The sequence below is a fragment of the Bradyrhizobium sp. CCBAU 11386 genome, from assembly GCF_028128955.1.
Classification (GTDB): domain Bacteria; phylum Pseudomonadota; class Alphaproteobacteria; order Rhizobiales; family Xanthobacteraceae; genus Bradyrhizobium.
In genome coordinates this window covers 21,692-38,830 of sequence record NZ_LBKA01000200.1, presented here as the reverse complement: position 1 = coordinate 38,830, position 17,139 = coordinate 21,692, and the positions used below count along the sequence as shown (strand labels likewise).

At 59.5% G+C, this 17,139-nt stretch carries 13 protein-coding genes and 4 pseudogenes; 9 read left to right on the top strand and 8 right to left on the bottom strand.

The window, feature by feature from the left end; translation table 11 throughout:
• Positions 1 to 554 (bottom strand): type VI secretion system ImpA family N-terminal domain-containing protein (locus XI09_RS14830; RefSeq protein WP_271567478.1); only part of this gene is annotated, 554 nt, incomplete at its 3' end.
• A 660-nt stretch (positions 555 to 1,214) separates the two neighbouring features.
• Here XI09_RS14830 and aepX point away from each other — a divergent pair.
• Both aepX and XI09_RS14820 read left to right on the top strand, forming a co-directional pair.
• Positions 1,215 to 2,084: a phosphoenolpyruvate mutase gene (aepX, locus tag XI09_RS14825; RefSeq protein ID WP_271567480.1), complete on the top strand. Its 870-nt coding sequence runs from the start codon at positions 1,215 to 1,217 to the stop codon at positions 2,082 to 2,084.
• A gap of 461 nt (positions 2,085 to 2,545) precedes the next feature.
• Positions 2,546 to 3,334 carry a phosphocholine cytidylyltransferase family protein gene (locus XI09_RS14820; protein WP_271567477.1) on the top strand — a complete coding sequence of 263 codons (789 nt, stop codon included), beginning with the start codon at positions 2,546 to 2,548 and terminating at the stop codon, positions 3,332 to 3,334.
• 292 nt (positions 3,335 to 3,626) lie between these two features.
• Here the strand turns inward: XI09_RS14820 and XI09_RS14815 are convergent, their stop codons facing one another.
• The 3 genes from XI09_RS14815 to XI09_RS14805 form a co-directional block, all read right to left on the bottom strand.
• The gene (locus tag XI09_RS14815; protein WP_271567476.1) at positions 3,627 to 4,202 is read right to left on the bottom strand and encodes a hypothetical protein; all 576 of its coding nucleotides are present in this window, start codon (positions 4,200 to 4,202) and stop codon (positions 3,627 to 3,629) included.
• An 87-nt stretch (positions 4,203 to 4,289) separates the two neighbouring features.
• Complete coding sequence (locus tag XI09_RS14810) at positions 4,290 to 4,739, bottom strand: type II toxin-antitoxin system VapC family toxin (protein WP_161533414.1); 450 nt, start codon at positions 4,737 to 4,739, stop codon at positions 4,290 to 4,292.
• Positions 4,736 to 5,038 (bottom strand): hypothetical protein, encoded by a 303-nt coding sequence (locus XI09_RS14805; RefSeq protein WP_028343822.1) that lies wholly within the window; start codon positions 5,036 to 5,038, stop codon positions 4,736 to 4,738. Before XI09_RS14805 ends, XI09_RS14810 begins: the two co-directional genes overlap by 4 nt.
• 525 nt (positions 5,039 to 5,563) lie before the next feature.
• Here XI09_RS14805 and XI09_RS14800 point away from each other — a divergent pair.
• Positions 5,564 to 6,025, top strand: a pseudogene (locus XI09_RS14800) (recombinase family protein); the annotation flags it as partial.
• Positions 6,023 to 6,478, top strand: coding sequence for a nucleotidyl transferase AbiEii/AbiGii toxin family protein (locus XI09_RS14795; protein ID WP_271567479.1), 456 nt, complete (start codon positions 6,023 to 6,025; stop codon positions 6,476 to 6,478). The pseudogene XI09_RS14800 and the gene XI09_RS14795, both read left to right, overlap by 3 nt.
• Here XI09_RS14795 and XI09_RS14790 read toward each other — a convergent pair.
• Positions 6,462 to 6,671, bottom strand: a complete 210-nt coding sequence (locus XI09_RS14790; protein WP_271567475.1) for a hypothetical protein — start codon at positions 6,669 to 6,671, stop codon at positions 6,462 to 6,464. The genes XI09_RS14795 and XI09_RS14790 overlap by 17 nt on opposite strands.
• A 192-nt stretch (positions 6,672 to 6,863) precedes the next feature.
• Between XI09_RS14790 and XI09_RS14785 the strand changes: the two are divergent.
• Both XI09_RS14785 and XI09_RS14780 read left to right on the top strand, forming a co-directional pair.
• Positions 6,864 to 7,007: pseudogene (locus tag XI09_RS14785) on the top strand (IS6 family transposase); the annotation flags it as partial.
• A 4,718-nt stretch (positions 7,008 to 11,725) separates the two neighbouring features.
• On the top strand, positions 11,726 to 11,986 hold the full coding sequence (locus XI09_RS14780) for a TraC family protein (protein WP_271567474.1): 261 nt from the start codon (positions 11,726 to 11,728) through the stop codon (positions 11,984 to 11,986).
• A 754-nt stretch (positions 11,987 to 12,740) separates the two neighbouring features.
• On the opposite strand, the gene XI09_RS14775 is transcribed toward XI09_RS14780, so the two are convergent.
• Positions 12,741 to 12,962: a hypothetical protein gene (locus XI09_RS14775; protein WP_271567473.1), complete on the bottom strand. Its 222-nt coding sequence runs from the start codon at positions 12,960 to 12,962 to the stop codon at positions 12,741 to 12,743.
• 230 nt (positions 12,963 to 13,192) lie between these two features.
• On the opposite strand from XI09_RS14775, the gene XI09_RS14770 reads away from it, so the two are divergent.
• Positions 13,193 to 13,450, top strand: a complete 258-nt coding sequence (locus tag XI09_RS14770) for a WGR domain-containing protein (protein WP_271567472.1) — start codon at positions 13,193 to 13,195, stop codon at positions 13,448 to 13,450.
• 50 nt (positions 13,451 to 13,500) lie between these two features.
• Here XI09_RS14770 and XI09_RS14765 read toward each other — a convergent pair.
• Positions 13,501 to 13,949 (bottom strand): annotated as a pseudogene (locus XI09_RS14765) (IS6 family transposase); the annotation flags it as partial.
• Here XI09_RS14765 and XI09_RS46185 point away from each other — a divergent pair.
• Together XI09_RS46185 and XI09_RS14760 are read left to right on the top strand one after the other, a co-directional pair.
• Positions 13,945 to 14,062 (top strand): annotated as a pseudogene (locus XI09_RS46185) (IS6 family transposase); the annotation flags it as partial. The pseudogenes XI09_RS14765 and XI09_RS46185 sit on opposite strands and share 5 nt — an antisense overlap.
• Positions 14,063 to 14,299: 237 nt before the next feature.
• On the top strand, positions 14,300 to 14,887 hold the full coding sequence (locus tag XI09_RS14760; protein WP_271567471.1) for a GNAT family N-acetyltransferase: 588 nt from the start codon (positions 14,300 to 14,302) through the stop codon (positions 14,885 to 14,887).
• A gap of 306 nt (positions 14,888 to 15,193) precedes the next feature.
• Here XI09_RS14760 and nopM read toward each other — a convergent pair whose 3' ends face one another.
• A complete protein-coding gene (gene nopM / locus XI09_RS14755; RefSeq protein WP_271567470.1) occupies positions 15,194 to 16,939 on the bottom strand; it encodes a T3SS effector NEL-type E3 ubiquitin ligase NopM in 1,746 nt (581 codons plus the stop codon).
• Positions 16,940 to 17,139: the final 200 nt, after the last annotated feature.

Here is a 17,139-nt window from a genome sequence, read left to right as displayed (position 1 = left end):
TTGCAGCGCCCGGAGCCCCCCTCCAAAACGAGCTGCCCGTTGACCAATTTCCCAGTGGGTTGGCGAGCGAGATCATCAAGCGCATCATAGGCGGCGACGACCGCCGAAGAGTCGGCTGCGGTCGGCACACTTTCAGACACCGCCGGCCCAAGGTGACCAACGAGCCAATCGAGCGCTCCGACCCGTGCACCTTCTTGCCTCAATGGTGGAAATAGCCCCTCCCAGTGCGTCGCGACCATGCCGCGCAAGATGCTGAGGCCAATGGCAAGACCCTCATATCCCTCGGCCCGAAACAAAGCATAGGTTGCCCAACAGGCAACCAGAATGTCTTTTGATTGCTTCGTCAGAATATTGAGCGACAGCGTGCTAACCTTCCTCCAATCAGCTGCAATTGGTCCATCGGAATCCATCCGCCGGACCTCGGCCTCGATCCATCTGAATTCGACGGCCTCACGAATATGGTTGCCGGCCGGTACAGGACCCGGAAAAGGCGCAGCGCCGCAACGCGAGCGCGCAGCGATGTTGTCCCGAACCAGTATCCAATAATCGATCATGCGGACAATACCACCCGCGCGTTGCCAGACATTGCATCTCTGGAACGGTCGACCCCGTACTCGTTGCGGACATTGCACTTAGATCCAATGCTCTTGTAAGCCACCACTGCCGCTCCTTGCACACGGGTTGCTGCTTGCACGCCTCCATCAAGGCTTGAGCCAATCGCTCAGCTTGATTTTTGAACGCTATTTGTCCAATCGGACGGGTCGTGAAAGCGACAGCATGTTGCATAGCCGACATCAGAGCATTTGGCTCGGTTCAATCATTAGCCCGCTGGCGTCTCCGGTTCAGACACGCATCCATCTCCTCGTTCGTACCCGAGCGCTCGAGCAATCGAGGATCGCGGAATGCTGGTACACCGAGCCGGTGCGCGCGCGGGCAGACGTCCTAAGCGCAGGAGCTTACTTCCGCCAAAAACGATTGATGATCCGGTGATGGTCTGGCCTTAGCCGGAGTTCCTGCGCATCTGCAGCGGGGGGTCCGACAGCTTGAGATCGCGTCAACTACCAACCTGCGCAATTGATCTAGATGACAGACACATGTCACGTTCCATGACGATCGTCGGCCGGACAAGCGCACGAGGACTCAGCATGCAAGACCAGTCACTATCTGTCCTCACCAACGGCTTCACTCAATCCGGTGCTTCCTCGCTTGTCGACATGCTACGCGCTCAGGTCTGCTGCAGCCGCGAACTCTCGTTCCTCATGGAAGCACATGACGGTCTGTCGGCCGCTATCGCCAAGCGCGCAGGTTTCAAGGGCCTCTGGGCATCGGGCCTATCGATAGCCTCCTCTCTGGGCTACCGCGACGCCAATGAAGCGTCCTGGACTCAACTGGTCGACGTCGTCGAGCGGATCGTGGATTCGAGCCAGCTGCCGGTTCTGGTCGATGGGGACGGTGGTTTCGGCAACTTTAACAACGCTCGCCTGCTGGCGCGCAAACTTCGTCAGCGTGGCGCTGCCGGGATCGCGCTGGAGGACAGCTGCTTTCCGAAGATGAACTCGTTCGTTGGTGATCTGCATCCCCTCGCGGACATCGATGAATTCTCTGGCCGCTTGCGCGCCGTGAAGGATACAGTCGCGGGAGACTTCGTCCTTGTGGCCCGCACAGAAGCGCTGATCGGCGGCCAGGGAATGGACGAAGCAATTTCTCGCGCTCACGCTTACGCCGACGCTGGAGCCGATGCGATCCTCATTCACTCGCGAAGGAGCGCCGCCGACGAGATCCTTGCATTTGTGCGCGCCTGGCAGAACAGGTTGCCGGTGGTGATTGTTCCAACGAAGTACTATCGAACACCGGTCTCTGCCTATCGCAAGGCCCACATTTCCACGGTGATCTGGGCCAACCACTCCATGCGGGCCGCAATAGCCGCTATGCGGCAGGCCTGCGGTCGCATCTTCGCTGAGGAGACCACTGGCAGCATTGAGCCCAATATTGCGACGCTCGATGAGCTCTTCGAATTGCTTAAGTACAATGAACTCGCCAATGCGGAAGCGCGATATCTGCATTCTGACGATACCCGGCAATAGCCTCATTCGCGCATTTGCATACAAGCTGCCGAAGGACCCTCGCCATGCAACCATCTGCTGCGCTACAGCATTTCGCTTCACCTTACGCCGAGGTACTTGTCAACAGTCCTGATATTCATCATGGCGCGCAAGTTCTTACCAGGCTGACCTATGCACCTGCGGTGCCCCGTCCCGATCCCCTCACCCGTCGCAACAACCTGCTGAGATCTATGAGCGCACTGAGCCGGCCAACACAGACGACATTTCGTCCTTATTGAAATGGGACCTCTCCCTTGCAAGCTTTCCCTAGACCTCGGGCCGCAGCCGCAACTGCCTGCAGCATCTTGGACCGACGAAGAGCGCTCATGGGGGCGTGGGCCAACGCCCATTGATGTCTTTGGCTCGAGCGGCCTGACATAGCGCGTCGAATTCTCGACGTTTGGGACGAAGACGAGATATCCCTCGACGACAAAGCGACTGAAATGGCTATCAATGCACCAAAGAAAGCCGTCATCCTCGCCGCCGGCCTCGGTTCTCGCTTGCATCCGCTAACGGATCTGCGACCGAAGCCTTTGGTCGAAGTCAACGGTACGACTATCCTCCATAATGCTTTGCAAAATCTAGACACGGCCGGCGTGGAAGAGGTGGCGATCGTCGTTGGCTACCGCAAGGACGCTATTGAATACGCATGCGGTCACCGCTTCGGCACACTTCAGATCAAGTATCTCCACTCCCCCGCCTTTGACAGTACCGGAAGTGCCTATTCGCTGTGGCTTGCGCGCGACATACTGCTATCTGGCGACTGCTATATTCTCGAAGGAGACGTCTTTTTCGAGCAGGATGTTCTGCGCTATTTGATGAAGAGCGACGCTCCTGATGCAGCTGCCGTAGCTCCGTTCAACGAATTGATGGAAGGATCAGCCGTTGTACTTTCGGATAGTGGCTTGATTTCGGAATTCCGGATGAAACAAACTGCAGGAAACCTCGCCGCTGACGGCCCTCCCCTCTACAAGACGATAAATTTGCTGCGGTTTGCGGCTTCGACCCTCAGGAGCACGATCGTTCCCGCGCTGGACGAAATCATCGGCTCCGGCGCCATGGGGGCCTATACTGAAGAACTGCTCGCTTATTTGATTGATCGACGCGGCCTGAAGCTTGCGGCAGTGCGGTGCGATGGTCTGAGATGGTATGAGATCGACACTCCCGCCGATTGGCGGATCGCCGAGAGCATCTTTGCGGCCCGACCAGTATTGCCGCCACCATCGACGTAACAAAAATCGCTAAGAAGATCGGTTACGTGGAGGTCCCCGATCTGGCCACGTGTTGGCGACCTTAATGGGCTCCTGAAGCCGGGGCCGCGTCATTCTAGGACGACCTTGAAGGAGGGATACGACCGTCGGAAAGCGGCAAGCACTCGGTCGCGCGCCCGGTCCATCTCGCGAGTTGCTGCGTCCGTAAGCGTGAAGGTTGGGCAAGTGGGATTGCCGCAACCGCAAGGCCTGATTTGTCCGGAGGACAGCAGCGCTTTGAATCGGCGGCGAAGCTGATCCAGTTCACGGGCCGTCAGCTCCAGAGCGTTGCGGATGCCCACATCGCGGATGTGGTGAAGCGAGGGAAGTCGGTGTATTTCGACGATGGCTTGCCGGAAAGCGTGTGGATTGGTCTCTTGCTGGAATGGCGTCCGAAACGCTGGCCGGTCGAAGGCGCGGGCGAACAAGCGAGGGCTTGCTCGTCATCGATGTCCTGAAACTTATCGACGAAATTGCGCAGCTCGCCTTCGTTGGCGGGAAACGGAATGCCCTCGACTAGGCGGCGCAGGAGAAATTCGGCTCGAAGCCGGAGATGCTCCTCGAATTCCGCGCCGGACCAGATCGCAACTTTAGGGACACCCAGTTTCGCGGCCGCCGCGCGAACCTCATCGCGACGCTGGGCGGAGACACTGCCGCGGCAAACGAACTTGAAGGCGTCAGGTTTGCCGGTTACTGCGTTCACCGCCGCGGCCATATCCTTCTCCGCCTTCGCGTGGGTCAGGCTGCCGCGATTGACGCATTGAATGACAGTGCGCTCGTCCGGTTGGTCGTCGAACGGACGTGTGCCGATGATGTCACGCCCTTGGTCACTGCCCGTCAGTCCAGCCATCGCAAAGGTGGTAGGCGAACACGAGGCGTTCGAACTCGGTGCCGCTGAAATCCTCGAAGTGAATCGGCCCGACCGTCCGAGCTATCGTCACCTGCCTACCTCCTGACTTCCAGAGCTACGGAGCGGGTTGATGATCTGAATGTCCTCGAAGTCCTCTTCATTATCGGTCACGACGACGCACTGGTTGGCTTCGGCTACAGCGGCAATGATTGTGTCTAGCGCGCTTCGCGAACGGCCTTTGGCTTTGCCGTTGGCCATCAGCCGCGCCCACACGAGGCCAGCTTTCTCGTCGAACGACAGGACGCGGCCAGCGAACAGCGCTTGAGGACCTTCGGGGCCCGCGAACCAAGTTTCAAGGCTATTGCGCTTCTTACCCTTTGGTTTCTCTAAGATGCCTCGGCGGATTTCGGCGACGGTAAGCGAAGCAATGAAGAGGTCGTCGTCCTTCTGAGCACCCATCCAAGCCAGAAGCGAGTCCGACGGCTCCGGCTTTACGATGTTGCTGATGATATTGGTATCAAGGAGGTAGCGCGTCACAGATCGACTTTACGCCCCTCTTCTCGCGGGCGGCTGAGGCCGAGATCTGCGCCGACCATAGGTGAGCGACGCAGCGCGGCGAGAATCCCCCCCGCTTTTGGAGGCTCACCCGCCACTGCCTGCCGTATGGTCCGGCGAAGCTGCCCGGCTTCCGGACCGTCCTCCGTCAATTTCCGGGCAAGGGATCGAAGCAGATCGCGGTCGGCATCGAGCGCCTGGATCTCGAACCGCGCGATGCCACGCTTAGTCAGGCGGGAACGATAATTCTCGAGGGCTCTCTTCTGCGCACTGTTGCTCATCGCGTCCCTCCGTGCTATATCCAGATATATAACCGTACTTTCTTTGGAGTGCAAGGCTGGTGGAATTGTTATCGGTCTCGCCAAATGAAGATGGCCCCTCAAAGGCATGGGTGCCGCGGGGGGTGCCACCATGACAAGACGCCCCTTCCAAGGGGGCGATCACAAAAATATTATGGCTACGACGACGGTCGACCCGCGTCCCGCCGCTGCGCTGCCACCCGCCAGAATCCGCTCCAATTCGTTTGCCTTGCCGACGCGCTGTTGCTGGGCATCATGGTCGCGAAGCGGGGTATTCCGCGCTAGGACAAGGACGCGATCGTGGCGCGACCGAGACGTACAACAGCCGAACGGCTTCTTGTGGTCGCCGACGCGACCCGCGAACCGGTTACGCTTGCGTCATCAAAACCCGATCCACGCCTCGTCAATCTGGTCCGACTGCGGGCGCGACAGGCCGCGCGGAACTTCGTTCGAGCCAAAACTGATAGCCGGACGCGGGACCACCTTCCGGAGTAAGGAGGTCGCCTCGTGAAGGTCGCGCTCTACGCCCGCCACTCATCAGACAATCAGCGAGACGCTTCAATCGAGGATCAGTTGCGGCTGTGCCGCCTGCACGCCGAGAAGCAAGGCTGGACGGTCGTCGATAGCTATACCGATCGCGCAATCTCTGGCGCGTCGCTGTTGCGTCCCGGCATTCAGGAACTGATCAGCGTGCGATGCGCGGCAAATTCGTCGTCGTGCTCGCAGAGGCGATGGATCGTCTGAGCCGCGATCAGGAGGATATCGCTGGACTGTTCAAGCGTAATGGCTTTCGGCGGTGTGCGTATCGTTACGCTGTCGGAGGGTGACGTGACGCATCTGCACGTCGGTCTCCAGGGCACGATGAACGCCCTCTTCCTGAAGGATCTCGCCGACAAGACGCGCCGCGGGCTGCGCGGCCGCGTCTCGGATGGCAAGTCCGGTGGTGGGCTCTGCTTTGGGTATGAATTGGGCCGAGCGCATTGCGACCTCGGAGAGATAGGGCCTCGACTCACTTTCACCATCGAGCCCGAAGATGAAAACGCCTCGCAGCCGATCCGCGTCAAAGTCGAGATAGCCACACGAGAGCGCATTGCTTATGACGGAGCAAAGTCGTTTTCGTTCGAGATTAAGAATCCCTGGTTCAATGACAAGGCGGACATTGCATCATTCAGCCGGGAGGAAATCCTTGCAACGAAGCTCCGCGCGCTTCTCCAACGCGACAAGGGCCGGGACCTCGTCGACCTTGCGAAAGCTGTTGCGTTGTTCGACGGATTGGACGCAGCACGCATCGTGGAGCTGTTTGGCAAATATCTAGGTGCTTCCAGCCAAGCCATTTCTCGCGCCGAGGCCGAGGAGCGTGTGGGCGAAGCTGGAAGATCCATCGTTTTTGGCAGATGTGCGCCCGCTACTTGCCGCGGATGACGCCGAGGATTTTGATGCCGAAGCCGAGCGGGCCGCGTTCGTTACTGTCTTTAGCGAGTTCGTAAAACGCATCCCCGGTCACGCCTGGGCGGAGACGCCCGCCATGGCGAAGAAGTTCGAAATACCTGAGCTGGCCAGCACCTGACCCAATGACTCGCCCCAGTGCATCAATCGCCTTTACTGCTCCGGCCACCTACGAACTTCATCGTTAGGCTGGAAGGCGTTTCAGCAGTTGTGCGTTTCAATGGTATCCGAAGTCTGGGGCCAAACCGTTCAGGGTTTCTTTGACTCGCACGACGGTGGCCGCGACGGAGCTTTCTACGGCACCTGGACTTCGAGCAAGGGTGAGACATTCACCGGTAACTTTACGGTCCAGTGCAAATTCCCCTATCCCGGAGCCGTCACTGCCGACCTCCGTCGCGCTTCGCCGAGCGAGCCTTTGCGACTTGGCGCAAGATCTCCACGACAAACACAATGGCCGAATCTCGAACCTTTGAGAATCGCCTCCTTCAGCTCGGCGGTCGATTAAGTTGAGGCTGCCCGCGCAGCGCCTCATGATGACGTCGGGTCGGGCGCCTCAACGTCGGCAGCGGAGTGCGGCCAAGGAGCATCGGGCAACAACTTCCAAATGGTATGCGGATCGATTGATCTGGCGGCCGGGCCCAGCCAACCAAGCTCGCCGCGACGGCGATGGGGGCTTGAAATTGACGTAGCGTCAGGTTGTACAGTCTAACTCATACATGCACCATCGCTCTGAGCCTCATAGTTACATGGAGAGGCTTCAACGTCTCAAGACGTCAGGTGCATGCGAGTATGTGGCTGTGCCGGCACCACCCGGTTGGCGAATGTGAGGGCATGGAACTGAAGAAGAGAAAGCAGGATTTGCAGTGCAAGTATCAAATCCCGGGTGTCTTCCATGGGCAATGGGGCCGTCCCAATTTCAGTTCCGATGTTCTGCATGCGAGCTTGTCCGCAGGAGCGCGAACGCGCTTGCTGTCTGATGCGGCGCGTATTCTTCTTTCGTTTTCCGGGATTGTATTGAGGTTTGGCGAGTGGTCACCTGCCGCCCCGGACGCCGCAGGGCTCTTCGGCAGCCAAGGTTGGGCTGGTGCGAGTCATGAACGAGCCTGGAGCGGCGCGCGATGGCTGTCCTCCGATTCATGTTGGCCTTGACCGTTAATTTTTGAATCTTGAGCCTCTGTGGTCAGTGCACCGGAGCGTGGCTCCTGCAGCTATTAAGAGTCATCTCATCCAGGGAGAAGAGTGGTATGGAAGCGGGTTATAACGATCCGAACTATTGGATGCGCTGGTACGCAGAGCAGCAGGAGCTGCAGCGTGCGCGGCAAGAGGCCGACCTCGAGCCTGCGGATCAAGCTGGCTTTGAGCAGCAGTTGGGTGAGCTACAGCTCCGCTCCCCCGAGGAGAGTTCGCCTGAGGTTAGTTCCCCCGACAGTCCAGCCGCCGCGCGGTCGCATGAAAATGTTCAGCGCACGGACGTTGGTGGTTCGATGCGAATGCCGCCAAGGTCTAACCTGCGGGACAGTTCGTTCAACAGCACGCGTTACAGTGTCGATGTTCCGCCCGTTAGCTCGGCTGCAAACGATTACCGGTCTGACCTGCGGGGCAGTCCAATCAGGAGCATGCGCTACGCAGCGCCCTCGGAAGCACAATCTACGGCCCGGACGAAGGACAATAAGCCCCGTGGACTGTTCTCTCGGGTCAAATCAGGGCTCGGTAAGGTCTTTGGAGGGGACCGCCGGGAAAAGTCGTACGGCGGCTCGTCCTCCGACGCGGTCTATTCAGAGCTTCGTATGGATTTCGCGAAGCGCAGTCGTCCGTCGGAGGGGGACCTGAGGCAGGAAGAGGAATCTGTGGTCAACACAGAGGTTCGTGGGCGTCGCGCCGAGCGCGATGGCTTCGAGCCCCATGCCGAGGACGCGGTGCTTATCTACGCCTTCACCACTGCAGCCCGGACTGTGGGTATGCCCGCCGGCACCATCAGTGGATCGAGAGCTAATCTGCGCCATCTAAGCGGCTGGCTGCGCGAAAACAATCGGGCCCCCATAGCCGGCCGGCTCGACCAGCATTCTTCCGGCCATGGTTCTTTTGTCACGGATGTGCGGGACTATCTTAGGGCTGGTGGCCGCTCGGCTGTCGTTGGACAACTGAACAGGTTCGCGCCGGGGAGCCTCCCGCCGCTGGCCGAACTAGGCCTGGACCTCGCTGACGAAGATGCGGACCTCCTGGCAAGGTTTCGGGCCACCGGGCAGGGCGAGAGCTCATACGCAACGGTCAGGCCCTACTACCGCCTTAGGGACTTGGCTCGATGGCTCCATATCAACAACAAGTCCCCTTTGGCTTCTCAGTTGCGAGACGATAAGTTAGCCCCCGACCTTGAGGAGTACAGGAGTTCCGGTAAGGATCCTGAGAACCGCCTCAGGTCGGCTCTGAATCATCTCCAGCAGCTCGCGTCTGCGGATGAAGCCGGACCTGCCCCCCTTATCCCCGCACGCCACGCCCGGGTTCCTTATCCCGAAGATGCCCCCCTCATCGATGGCGCGTTGAAGCAAGCCCTGGACGGAGCCTCAACGACGCGACAGAGGAAGGATCACCAGAACCGGGCTTCCCGTTTTCGCGATTTCAGCGCTTGGCTCCGAACCCAGAACAAGCAGAGCATAGCTGGCCGACTGAACGGCACTCCGCAGGACGATGCACTGCTGCAGAAAGATCTGGCGGCGTTCAGGCGAGACGGGGGTAAAGTATACGGTCCCGATATCTCGCATCTTCAGGACTACTTACACGACGTCCAGGCGGACCAAGCGGGTATGCAGCCCGAGGCGTCCGCCGCTCAAGACACTGGACAGCCCGGCTCGCCGCAGCAGCTTCCCGCAACGCCGGCCACGCCAAGCGCGGGAGCATGGAATTGGCTCAGCGAGCAGTTCCACGGACCCGCCTCACCAGTGCCGGTGCCACATTGGGCCCCGCAGCCCAATCTACCGCTCGGACATCCTGCGACTCCAGCCAGCCCGAGCCAGGGAGCCTGGGATTGGCAGGGGCAACAGATGCAAGAACCGGCGTCACCATCGCCCGTGACGGCTCCGTGGGACTACTTACACGTCGTGCAGGCGGACCAAGCGGGTATGCAGCCGGTGGCGTCCGCCGCTCAAGACACTCGACAGCCCGGCTCGCCGGAGCAGCTTCCCGCAATGCCGGCCACGCCCAGCGCGGGAGCATGGAATTGGCTCAGCGAGCAGTTCCACGGACCCGCCTCATCCGTGCCGGTGCCACATTGGGTCCCGCAGCCCAATTCACCGCTCGGCCTTCCTGCGACTCCAGCAGCCCCGAGCCAGGGAGCCTGGGATTGGCTCGGGCAACAGATGCAAGAACCGGCGTCACCATCGTCCGTGAGGGCTCCGTCGTCAAACATCTACGGCGGCCGCGATTCGCTGCTTAATCCGCCCACGCCGTACGACTTGCGTGACGACGCGCGCTCAGCGGCCGCGCCTCAATTTGCCGGAGTGCCGTCGTTTGCCGGACCGTCAGGGCCAGCTCAGGAACTGCGAGATATCGGGGCGATCGTTGGACCGGACTGGCGCCACGGCTCCCAAGCGGCCTCCGACGTGTTGGTTGACGTGTTGGAAAACATCAATCTGCTGCCAAGCCCGTTTGGACCAAGTCAGTTTACGATCAACGGTGAGCGCTATTCGGCAGCGTTCACACCAGGGGGGCGGCGAGATGTCTTCCTGATCCATCATCCGCACGCGCACCAGTCAAATGAACCCGGGCCATCCCAGCCGATCCATCAGCCCTCGCTAATCGTTGGAGCCGAGCCCCGTGAGGCTGTGGTGGATCTTGGGCCTCTGATCCGGGGCGGATGGGAGCACCGCGAACGATTCCTTCCGCCTTACCTAGTTCCCGCCCTGGAGAGCCACCGCATCATGCCGGAGGTCGGGCGGCCAACGCATTTCGACATTCACGGGGTGCCTTACAGGGCCGAGCTGGTAGAAAGCGAGGGGCGCCAGCGCGTTCGCATATATCCTCAATTTGGCTGAAAAGCTCGGATGATTGACACGCAAGAGCTCTGCGAGCCATCGCAGGGCATCGTCAGCTTAATCGACCGCCGAGCCGAACGGAGGCGATTCTCAAACGTCCATGATCTGGTCGCAACGGTACTCCCTCTATATCTCTACGGGATCGGCATCGATGTAAGGTGAGGATGGGAGTCGACTCGGTGTAGAGCTGGGAAAGCCTCGAATGGTCCAGTGATGTTCCGAGGTCGACTACGCTTGAGTTCAGCCTATTCGAGGCTGACATCTCGAAAAATCACGGTTTGTCACACCCCTGCGCAGATCAATGATAGCGCCGCTCAACCAACGCCAAGCCGGAGCGAACTATCCCGATAATTGAACAGACCTTCAGTCCCGTGCTACAGGCAATTCGCGGCGCGCATATTAACGGCTTGTCGAACATTGAGGTCGAAGGGCTCGGGCATTTCAATGATCTGCGAACGCGAGGAATGATGCGCAGGCTCGAGCAGCACGACGCCGGTGGCCCTCGATTGGGCTCAAATTATGCGATGCACATGCAGCAGTGCTGGCCGAGAGCCATATAAGTATCCATACTTGGCCTGAGAATGTTTCGCAGCGCTGGAGAGTTCATGTGCGGGGCATGCTACATGCGATGCGCGTATTCCAAATGGCGCGCTCCCCACAAATCGATCAGCAGGTGAGTGCCGTGGGACCGCAGGTCGTGGATCATCAGAGCAGTCTCGGTAAGAGCGATGCAGAGGCTGAAACGGGCGATAGGTGCCGTCGCAACCTTATCCTGTGAACTTATCAAAATACAACTATAGAAGTGATCGTCGTATGGTCATCATGTGGACACGGTTACAATCATTGGTAGTGACGGTTTTGTGCCAAGAGTTCGCGAAAGCGACCGGTAGCAATAAGCTGACGGCAAGTGCGGAATTCGAGGCGGTCGTCGATACCGGCAAGATTTCGCCGGCGCCCTTTCTCGTTGGATCTAAGCATCAATCGCATCTCCAGCTTTGCGTTAGCTCCGCAAGCGCGAGTGGAATTCATGCGCAAACAAACGCGATCGCGCCCTTGGGAAGCCGCTCCTTCGGAACGGCGGGATGATCTCCCAATGCTCCGCCGACCCCGTTAATTACCCGGGTCGCGCTTCGCGCTTGCCCCGGCTCTTTCCTGTCTGGCGCTTCGCGCAAAGTGACAGGAAAGGTCTTGCGGAATGAAAAAGCCCTCGCGGCACATCATGGATGAAATTGCTCGGCTTCAGGAGCAGCTGAAGCAGGCTGAAACGCGGGAGGCCGAGCGCATCGGCCGCATCGCACTGAGAGCCGGGTTGGGACGTGAGGAACCCGCCACTGCGAAGCGAGCGACAACACCGATCTCGAAAGCAGCGTCGTTGCAGCGATACGACACTAACGTGCGGCGCTCGAAGTGGCGGAAAACCTGGAACGAGAGGGCACGTGCGCGCATCGAGCGCTGACGTGCACGCTGCTCGATTTGGAGCGTGCTCTGCGAGACGAAGCGGACCGCATCTCAACAACAACCTGTTTGAGACCGGCTCCGCAGCGGTTGCGCGGTCGGATAAAACGGCCCTGGTCGAGGCGAGTGCGAGATTGGATTCCGCCCGTCGAACCTTAGCTGCTCTGGAACGGCAGTTGGGATATCTTCCAAAAGTCTCGAGGGGAGCAAGTGAGGTTAGGTAAGAGTTTCGCACGATCGGAAGGTTTCACGATCATTTCAGAGCGGCGGCGGCAACGCTCTGACGGGCTCGCGTCTCAGCCAAAATGCCGGCGCCGGAAACAAGCCCCTCTCTGCGCCCTCGTGTTTGGGCCGCCGAGGCACAGTGCGCGAATCGGGACCTTGCCGGATCCCAAGCCTTCCAATGCACCATCCAAGCGCCTTCCCGCCGCTTCGCCGCGTCCACCTATGCAGGGATAGGCCTCGACGCACTGGCTCGATCGTCCTGTCGAGCGTGCGCAACTTCTGATGACGCTGACCAGCGCGAGTCCTGGTTGAGTTTCCTCTTGTGACTCGGCGTGGAAACGGCTTTGCTGCGTCTCGATTTTCGGCACGGCTGCGATCGCCTGAAAGAGCTCTAAAACGGTTCGACGATAGGCAGGCGCTTGAGGCCAGCGTTAAACGCATTGTCGGAAAAGTGGAAGCCGTGCCGGTACACCCCCTGATCAAAACAGACGTCATGCGCCAATCAAAGCGCCGCAGAGCTGCGCTTACGATCAACGTCGAACCGATGCGTTCGAACCACCGATCTCATTGGTGGCGCCTGCTCCGGTGCGATCGATGACCCAGGTCACCATATAGCCCTTGGCCTGCTCGGCCTGCACCTGCCGGAGGGCCTCAGAGTAGGTTAGTAACGGCTCCTGCGCCGGGTAAACGGCGCGGTCGGTCGGAGTGACGAAGTGATGGCAGCACACGCGATAGTCTTTAGCCTCGTACATCGGCTGCCAGCTCCGACGCGATTCAATGAGCTTCTCGATCAGTTCAGATTGCGGTCTCGGTTTTGCCACGAGACAGTAGGGTTCAAATCGGGCCGTGGAGCCACCACATCATCGCCACAGTCCGAAGACACCCGCCTGGTGCGATTGATGGCGAGAGAATGAATCGTTTGGCTCTGATCGATTCATAGAAAGCACTGGACCTCGCTTCCACAGGAAGCGAGAATTCACGTATGCCAAACCTCATCCTAGGGCCACTTCACCTTCGCCGCTTCGACGCCACCCGCAACATGCGGCGGTTTTACTTGCTTTCGATCCAGCCGACCTTGTTCGGCGGGGTCTCACTGATCCGCAACTGGGGCCCGATTGGCACGAGCGGGCAGGTCTTGATGCGAGCCTTCGAGGACAGCGCGGGAGCGGGCGAAGCATTCGGACGGCTGGAGCGCACCAAGCGCAGGCGCGGATATGCCTCTGCTGAGGAGAAAGTCTGAGGTTTCGTCAGTTTTCCGGGGATTACGGATCCACTTACGATGTCTGGAACGTGAACTGACAGAAACCGTTGAGCCGGAGGGGACGACTTGAAACGCTTCATGATACGCTCGCGTCGCTGCGTCGGCTGATGAGAATTCTCAGCCCGATTGTTGAGAGCTTTGTGCTGGCGATGTTCAACGTAAAAGGCCATCTTCGCCCCCACAGCGCCGTACGAACGCTTGTCCGTGATCGTCACGCCGGCGGCGTGCCGGCGGATTTCAAGAGCTTCTTCATGAGCCGCTGAGCACCGCGCGAGTCTCTTCGGCGCTGGATCAAGACGTCCGGAACGAAGCCATTCTGGTCAACAGCGCGCCAGAGCCAATGTTGTTCGCCCGGGATCGAGATAACGATCTCGTCCAGATGCCATTTGTCACGGCGAGCGGCAGCGCGCTGGCGAATCCGATCGGAGAACGCCACGCCGAATTTGGGTCCCCACTGGCGCCCAGTTTCATAGTTCACGCGTGCTTGGCACGAGCGAGCCTTTTCGACTTGGCGCGACATCTCCATGACAAGCGCTATCGCCGACTCTCGAACCTTTGAGAATCGCCTCCTTCAGTTCAGCGGTCAGTTAAGTTGACGATGCCGTGGCTCGACATTCGGTATGGCACAGCGATTGCTCCAATGAAAACAAAAGCGCTCCGGAAGCTGAGCACGGCGAGCCGGTGTCGGACGCCGTTACGCAACATAGCCATCAGCGGGCGGAACCCAGGTCCAGCCGGTTGATATCAGGAATCTGTTGATCGGCCACGTCTTCTTTTTGTCGTGCCACGTAACTCTGACAGGTAGACAGAGATTTTGGAACCCACATTATGCCCGCGGAGTCGGATATTAAATGTGCGAATGCAAACATTCGAACAAGCACCGTCTGGACAATTGTGCTCGGCTTTGCCGCCGATCCATTGATGCGGTGGAGTTGGCCTGACGCAAGCCAATATCTTCGGAGCATGCCTCGGTTCGTTAACGCCTCTGGTGGACCAGCATTCGAGCACGGCACAGCATACGTCACGGGAGGAATCCGCGCCGCAGCCCTGTGGCTGCCGCCTGGCGTGCAGCAAGACGAGTCCGCGTTAGACGAACTAATGGCGCAGTCCCTGAACCCAGAGATCACCGGAGATATGGCGCTCCTGCGGCAGGAAATGGCTGAACATCATCCGCCCGAGCCGCATTGGTACCTGCCTCTCATCGCGGCCGATCCGAACTGGGTCGGGCAAGGACTTGGTACATTGCTGATGAAATACGCTCTTCAACGATGCGATCAGCAGGGCATTACCGCCTATCTGGAAAGCTCGAATCCCGAGCACATTCCCTTTTACCAAAACCACGGCTTCGAGGTCATTGGCAAAATACAACATGGTTCTTCGCCGCCGCTCACGCCAATGTTGCGAGCAGCCAAATAAAGCGAAATTCAAAGCCTGTGTTCGCATTGGCTCACGAGGGCCGCTTTTCAGCACTGCTTACGTGTTGTCTGCGGCGGCGCTGATTTCGCTAGCAAGCATTGGGGCGACTTGGGCTCGCGGCGATGCTCCATCATGTCGGGAAAGCTACCATTCCGCTGACGCTGTTCGACAAGCCTGGTCGCCTAAATGAGAAAGACAGCAGGCTGATCGAGACACATCTGGTCAACGGCTTGGGAGCGCTCAGGATGATCTTGAGGCAGCCCCACAGAGCAATGAAAAATATCCCTGCGGGACTCTTGCGAAGTCTCATTGTTCCAGGCCGCGCTCTGCGAGCAGCCGGTGCATGACCTCGCCTTTGATCTCGCCTGCGATTTGGTTTCGGACTTGGGCTCCGAGCACCCGCTCGGCATCGACGTCGCCTACCAGACCATGTTCGGCCAGTCGCCGATCCAGACAGCTTTGAAACTCTTCGCCCATGGCTTCGACGAGCCGGTCCTGCATCGCTGCATGTTCGTCCGGTGCGATGCGCCTCAGCACCGTCTCCCAAGGTTGCCAGCGGGTTGCCATATAGTCGGTGAATTGGGTCGCTTCCCGCGCCCGGACCAGGTCCAGCGCCTCCGTCGCATCATCCTCGCTTACACGAGAGACCGCCAGGTATTGCATGTTAGGGGCGAGGTGACTCAGCTCGAGCGGCTCGCGCAGCCGATGTTGATAGGCCAGGTAGACTTCGATCTCGTCTAGGTCCGGGTAGACGCTGAGGAGCGAGTTGACCCTGTCGCGCGCGATCTCGTCAAGCGCCTCCAAGCGGAACGCAACACGGCCGCGCTGGATCAGTTCGCAAAGACGATCGTCATAGACGCCGTCCTCGACGTCAGCGTTGAGGCGCGCGGTCTGCATACCGTTCCAGTGCAAGGTAACTCGATCCTCGCAGCTCAGGTTGGCCTCGGATGCCTGCGCAAAAAACTGCTCGCGCAATCTCGGATTGGCCGCCGACTGCCGCAGATCATCAGCCACTCTCTGCCGAAACTCGTCATTGCCGTAATTCACGGTTCCTCGTAGCCTCTCCAGGAACTGCGCGTAGTCCTGGGCGCCTGGCTCATCCGCAAAGTGCTGCCATTCGGCCAGCGTCGCCGGGTCGTCTGCGAGCCAGTGCGCGGCAGCCTCATATAGAGATTGCTGCGCAAGCTGCGGTGGCGCTTCAGCCGCCGCCAGATTAGCGAGGACGTCGTCCGGCAGCGGGTTATCCCCGAACTCGAGGTTCTCCAAATGCGGGTAGCTGAAACTAAGATTCGGTACCAGACCCTCAAGAAGATCCTCAGGCAGGCTGGTCAGCCGGTTACCGCTGAGATTGAGCGATTGGAGCGTGCTCGGAAGGGGGGCAGGGAGGTTGGCCAATTGATTGCTGCTGACATCGAGTTCAATGAGCCCCGATGGGAGGGAGTTGGGGAGATCGGTCAGCTGATTGCCACTAACCGCGAGCGAGGTGAGCCTGTTCGGGAGCGCGTCCGGCAGGCTAGTTAGTCGGTTGTCGCTTGCGTTCAGGATCTCGAGCCCAGCCGGAAGGTTGGCCGGCAGACTGATCAAGCCGTTATCGGCCACCTCCAGCCGAGAGAGGGTCGCCGGAAGAGCTTCCGGCAAACTGGTCAACCGGTTATGGCTAATGAGAAGATGCTGAAGACCGGGTGGGAAGCTAGCGGGCAGGCTGCTTAGCTCGTTGTGCCTGGCGCGCAGTTCCAGCAATCTTGGCGGCAGGGCGGCGGGCAAAGCGGTCAGGGAGAGGGAGGACAAATCCAGCGAGTGCGAGCCCGTGTTGTCCGCCCCCCTAATTCGTGTGCGCCCCTGTCGCCGATTCTCGGCTTCGCCCTGCCCCTCTTCGGTAACCCAGTTGTCCAGGATCTGCGCGCGCGCGGAGGCCGGGGTCCGATATCCTGTCATGGCTTCGACCAAATCCGCCACGGCTCGGCTGAAGCCGCTGAGGTAACTTTCCTGCTCCCCCGCCTCAGAAGCGGCCGAGGAAGAACCTGCACTCCACTGTGCCTGTCCTGTGTTCATCAATTTCTCCATCGTCAGAACAAGAATACCCCCGCTTCTCCAGGTCGCGAAGCAGGCGGGTTGTCATGATCATTCGAGAGCCAGCGCACGTGCGCTGCGGCTCCCGCCCGACTCGAGCCGGCACAGGGTCACACACGGCAAACTGATCGATACTGCTGCGAGGCTTCCTGCCATTTCGTTGACCAGATAAGTCCCGGAGA

Bases quoted from the DNA above. Each gene is read 5' to 3' on its own strand.
- XI09_RS14815 (WP_271567476.1), bottom strand. From the start codon at position 4,202: ATGGCTGGACTGACGGGCAGTGACCAAGGGCGTGACATCATCGGCACA.
- XI09_RS14775 (WP_271567473.1), bottom strand. From the start codon at position 12,962: ATGTACGAGGCTAAAGACTATCGCGTGTGCTGCCATCACTTCGTCACT.
- XI09_RS14805 (WP_028343822.1), bottom strand. From the start codon at position 5,038: ATGAGCAACAGTGCGCAGAAGAGAGCCCTCGAGAATTATCGTTCCCGC.
- XI09_RS14780 (WP_271567474.1), top strand. From the start codon at position 11,726: ATGAAAAAGCCCTCGCGGCACATCATGGATGAAATTGCTCGGCTTCAG.
- XI09_RS14820 (WP_271567477.1), top strand. From the start codon at position 2,546: ATGGCTATCAATGCACCAAAGAAAGCCGTCATCCTCGCCGCCGGCCTC.
- nopM (WP_271567470.1), bottom strand. From the start codon at position 16,939: ATGAACACAGGACAGGCACAGTGGAGTGCAGGTTCTTCCTCGGCCGCT.
- aepX (WP_271567480.1), top strand. From the start codon at position 1,215: ATGCTACGCGCTCAGGTCTGCTGCAGCCGCGAACTCTCGTTCCTCATG.
- XI09_RS14760 (WP_271567471.1), top strand. From the start codon at position 14,300: ATGCCCGCGGAGTCGGATATTAAATGTGCGAATGCAAACATTCGAACA.
- XI09_RS14770 (WP_271567472.1), top strand. From the start codon at position 13,193: ATGCCAAACCTCATCCTAGGGCCACTTCACCTTCGCCGCTTCGACGCC.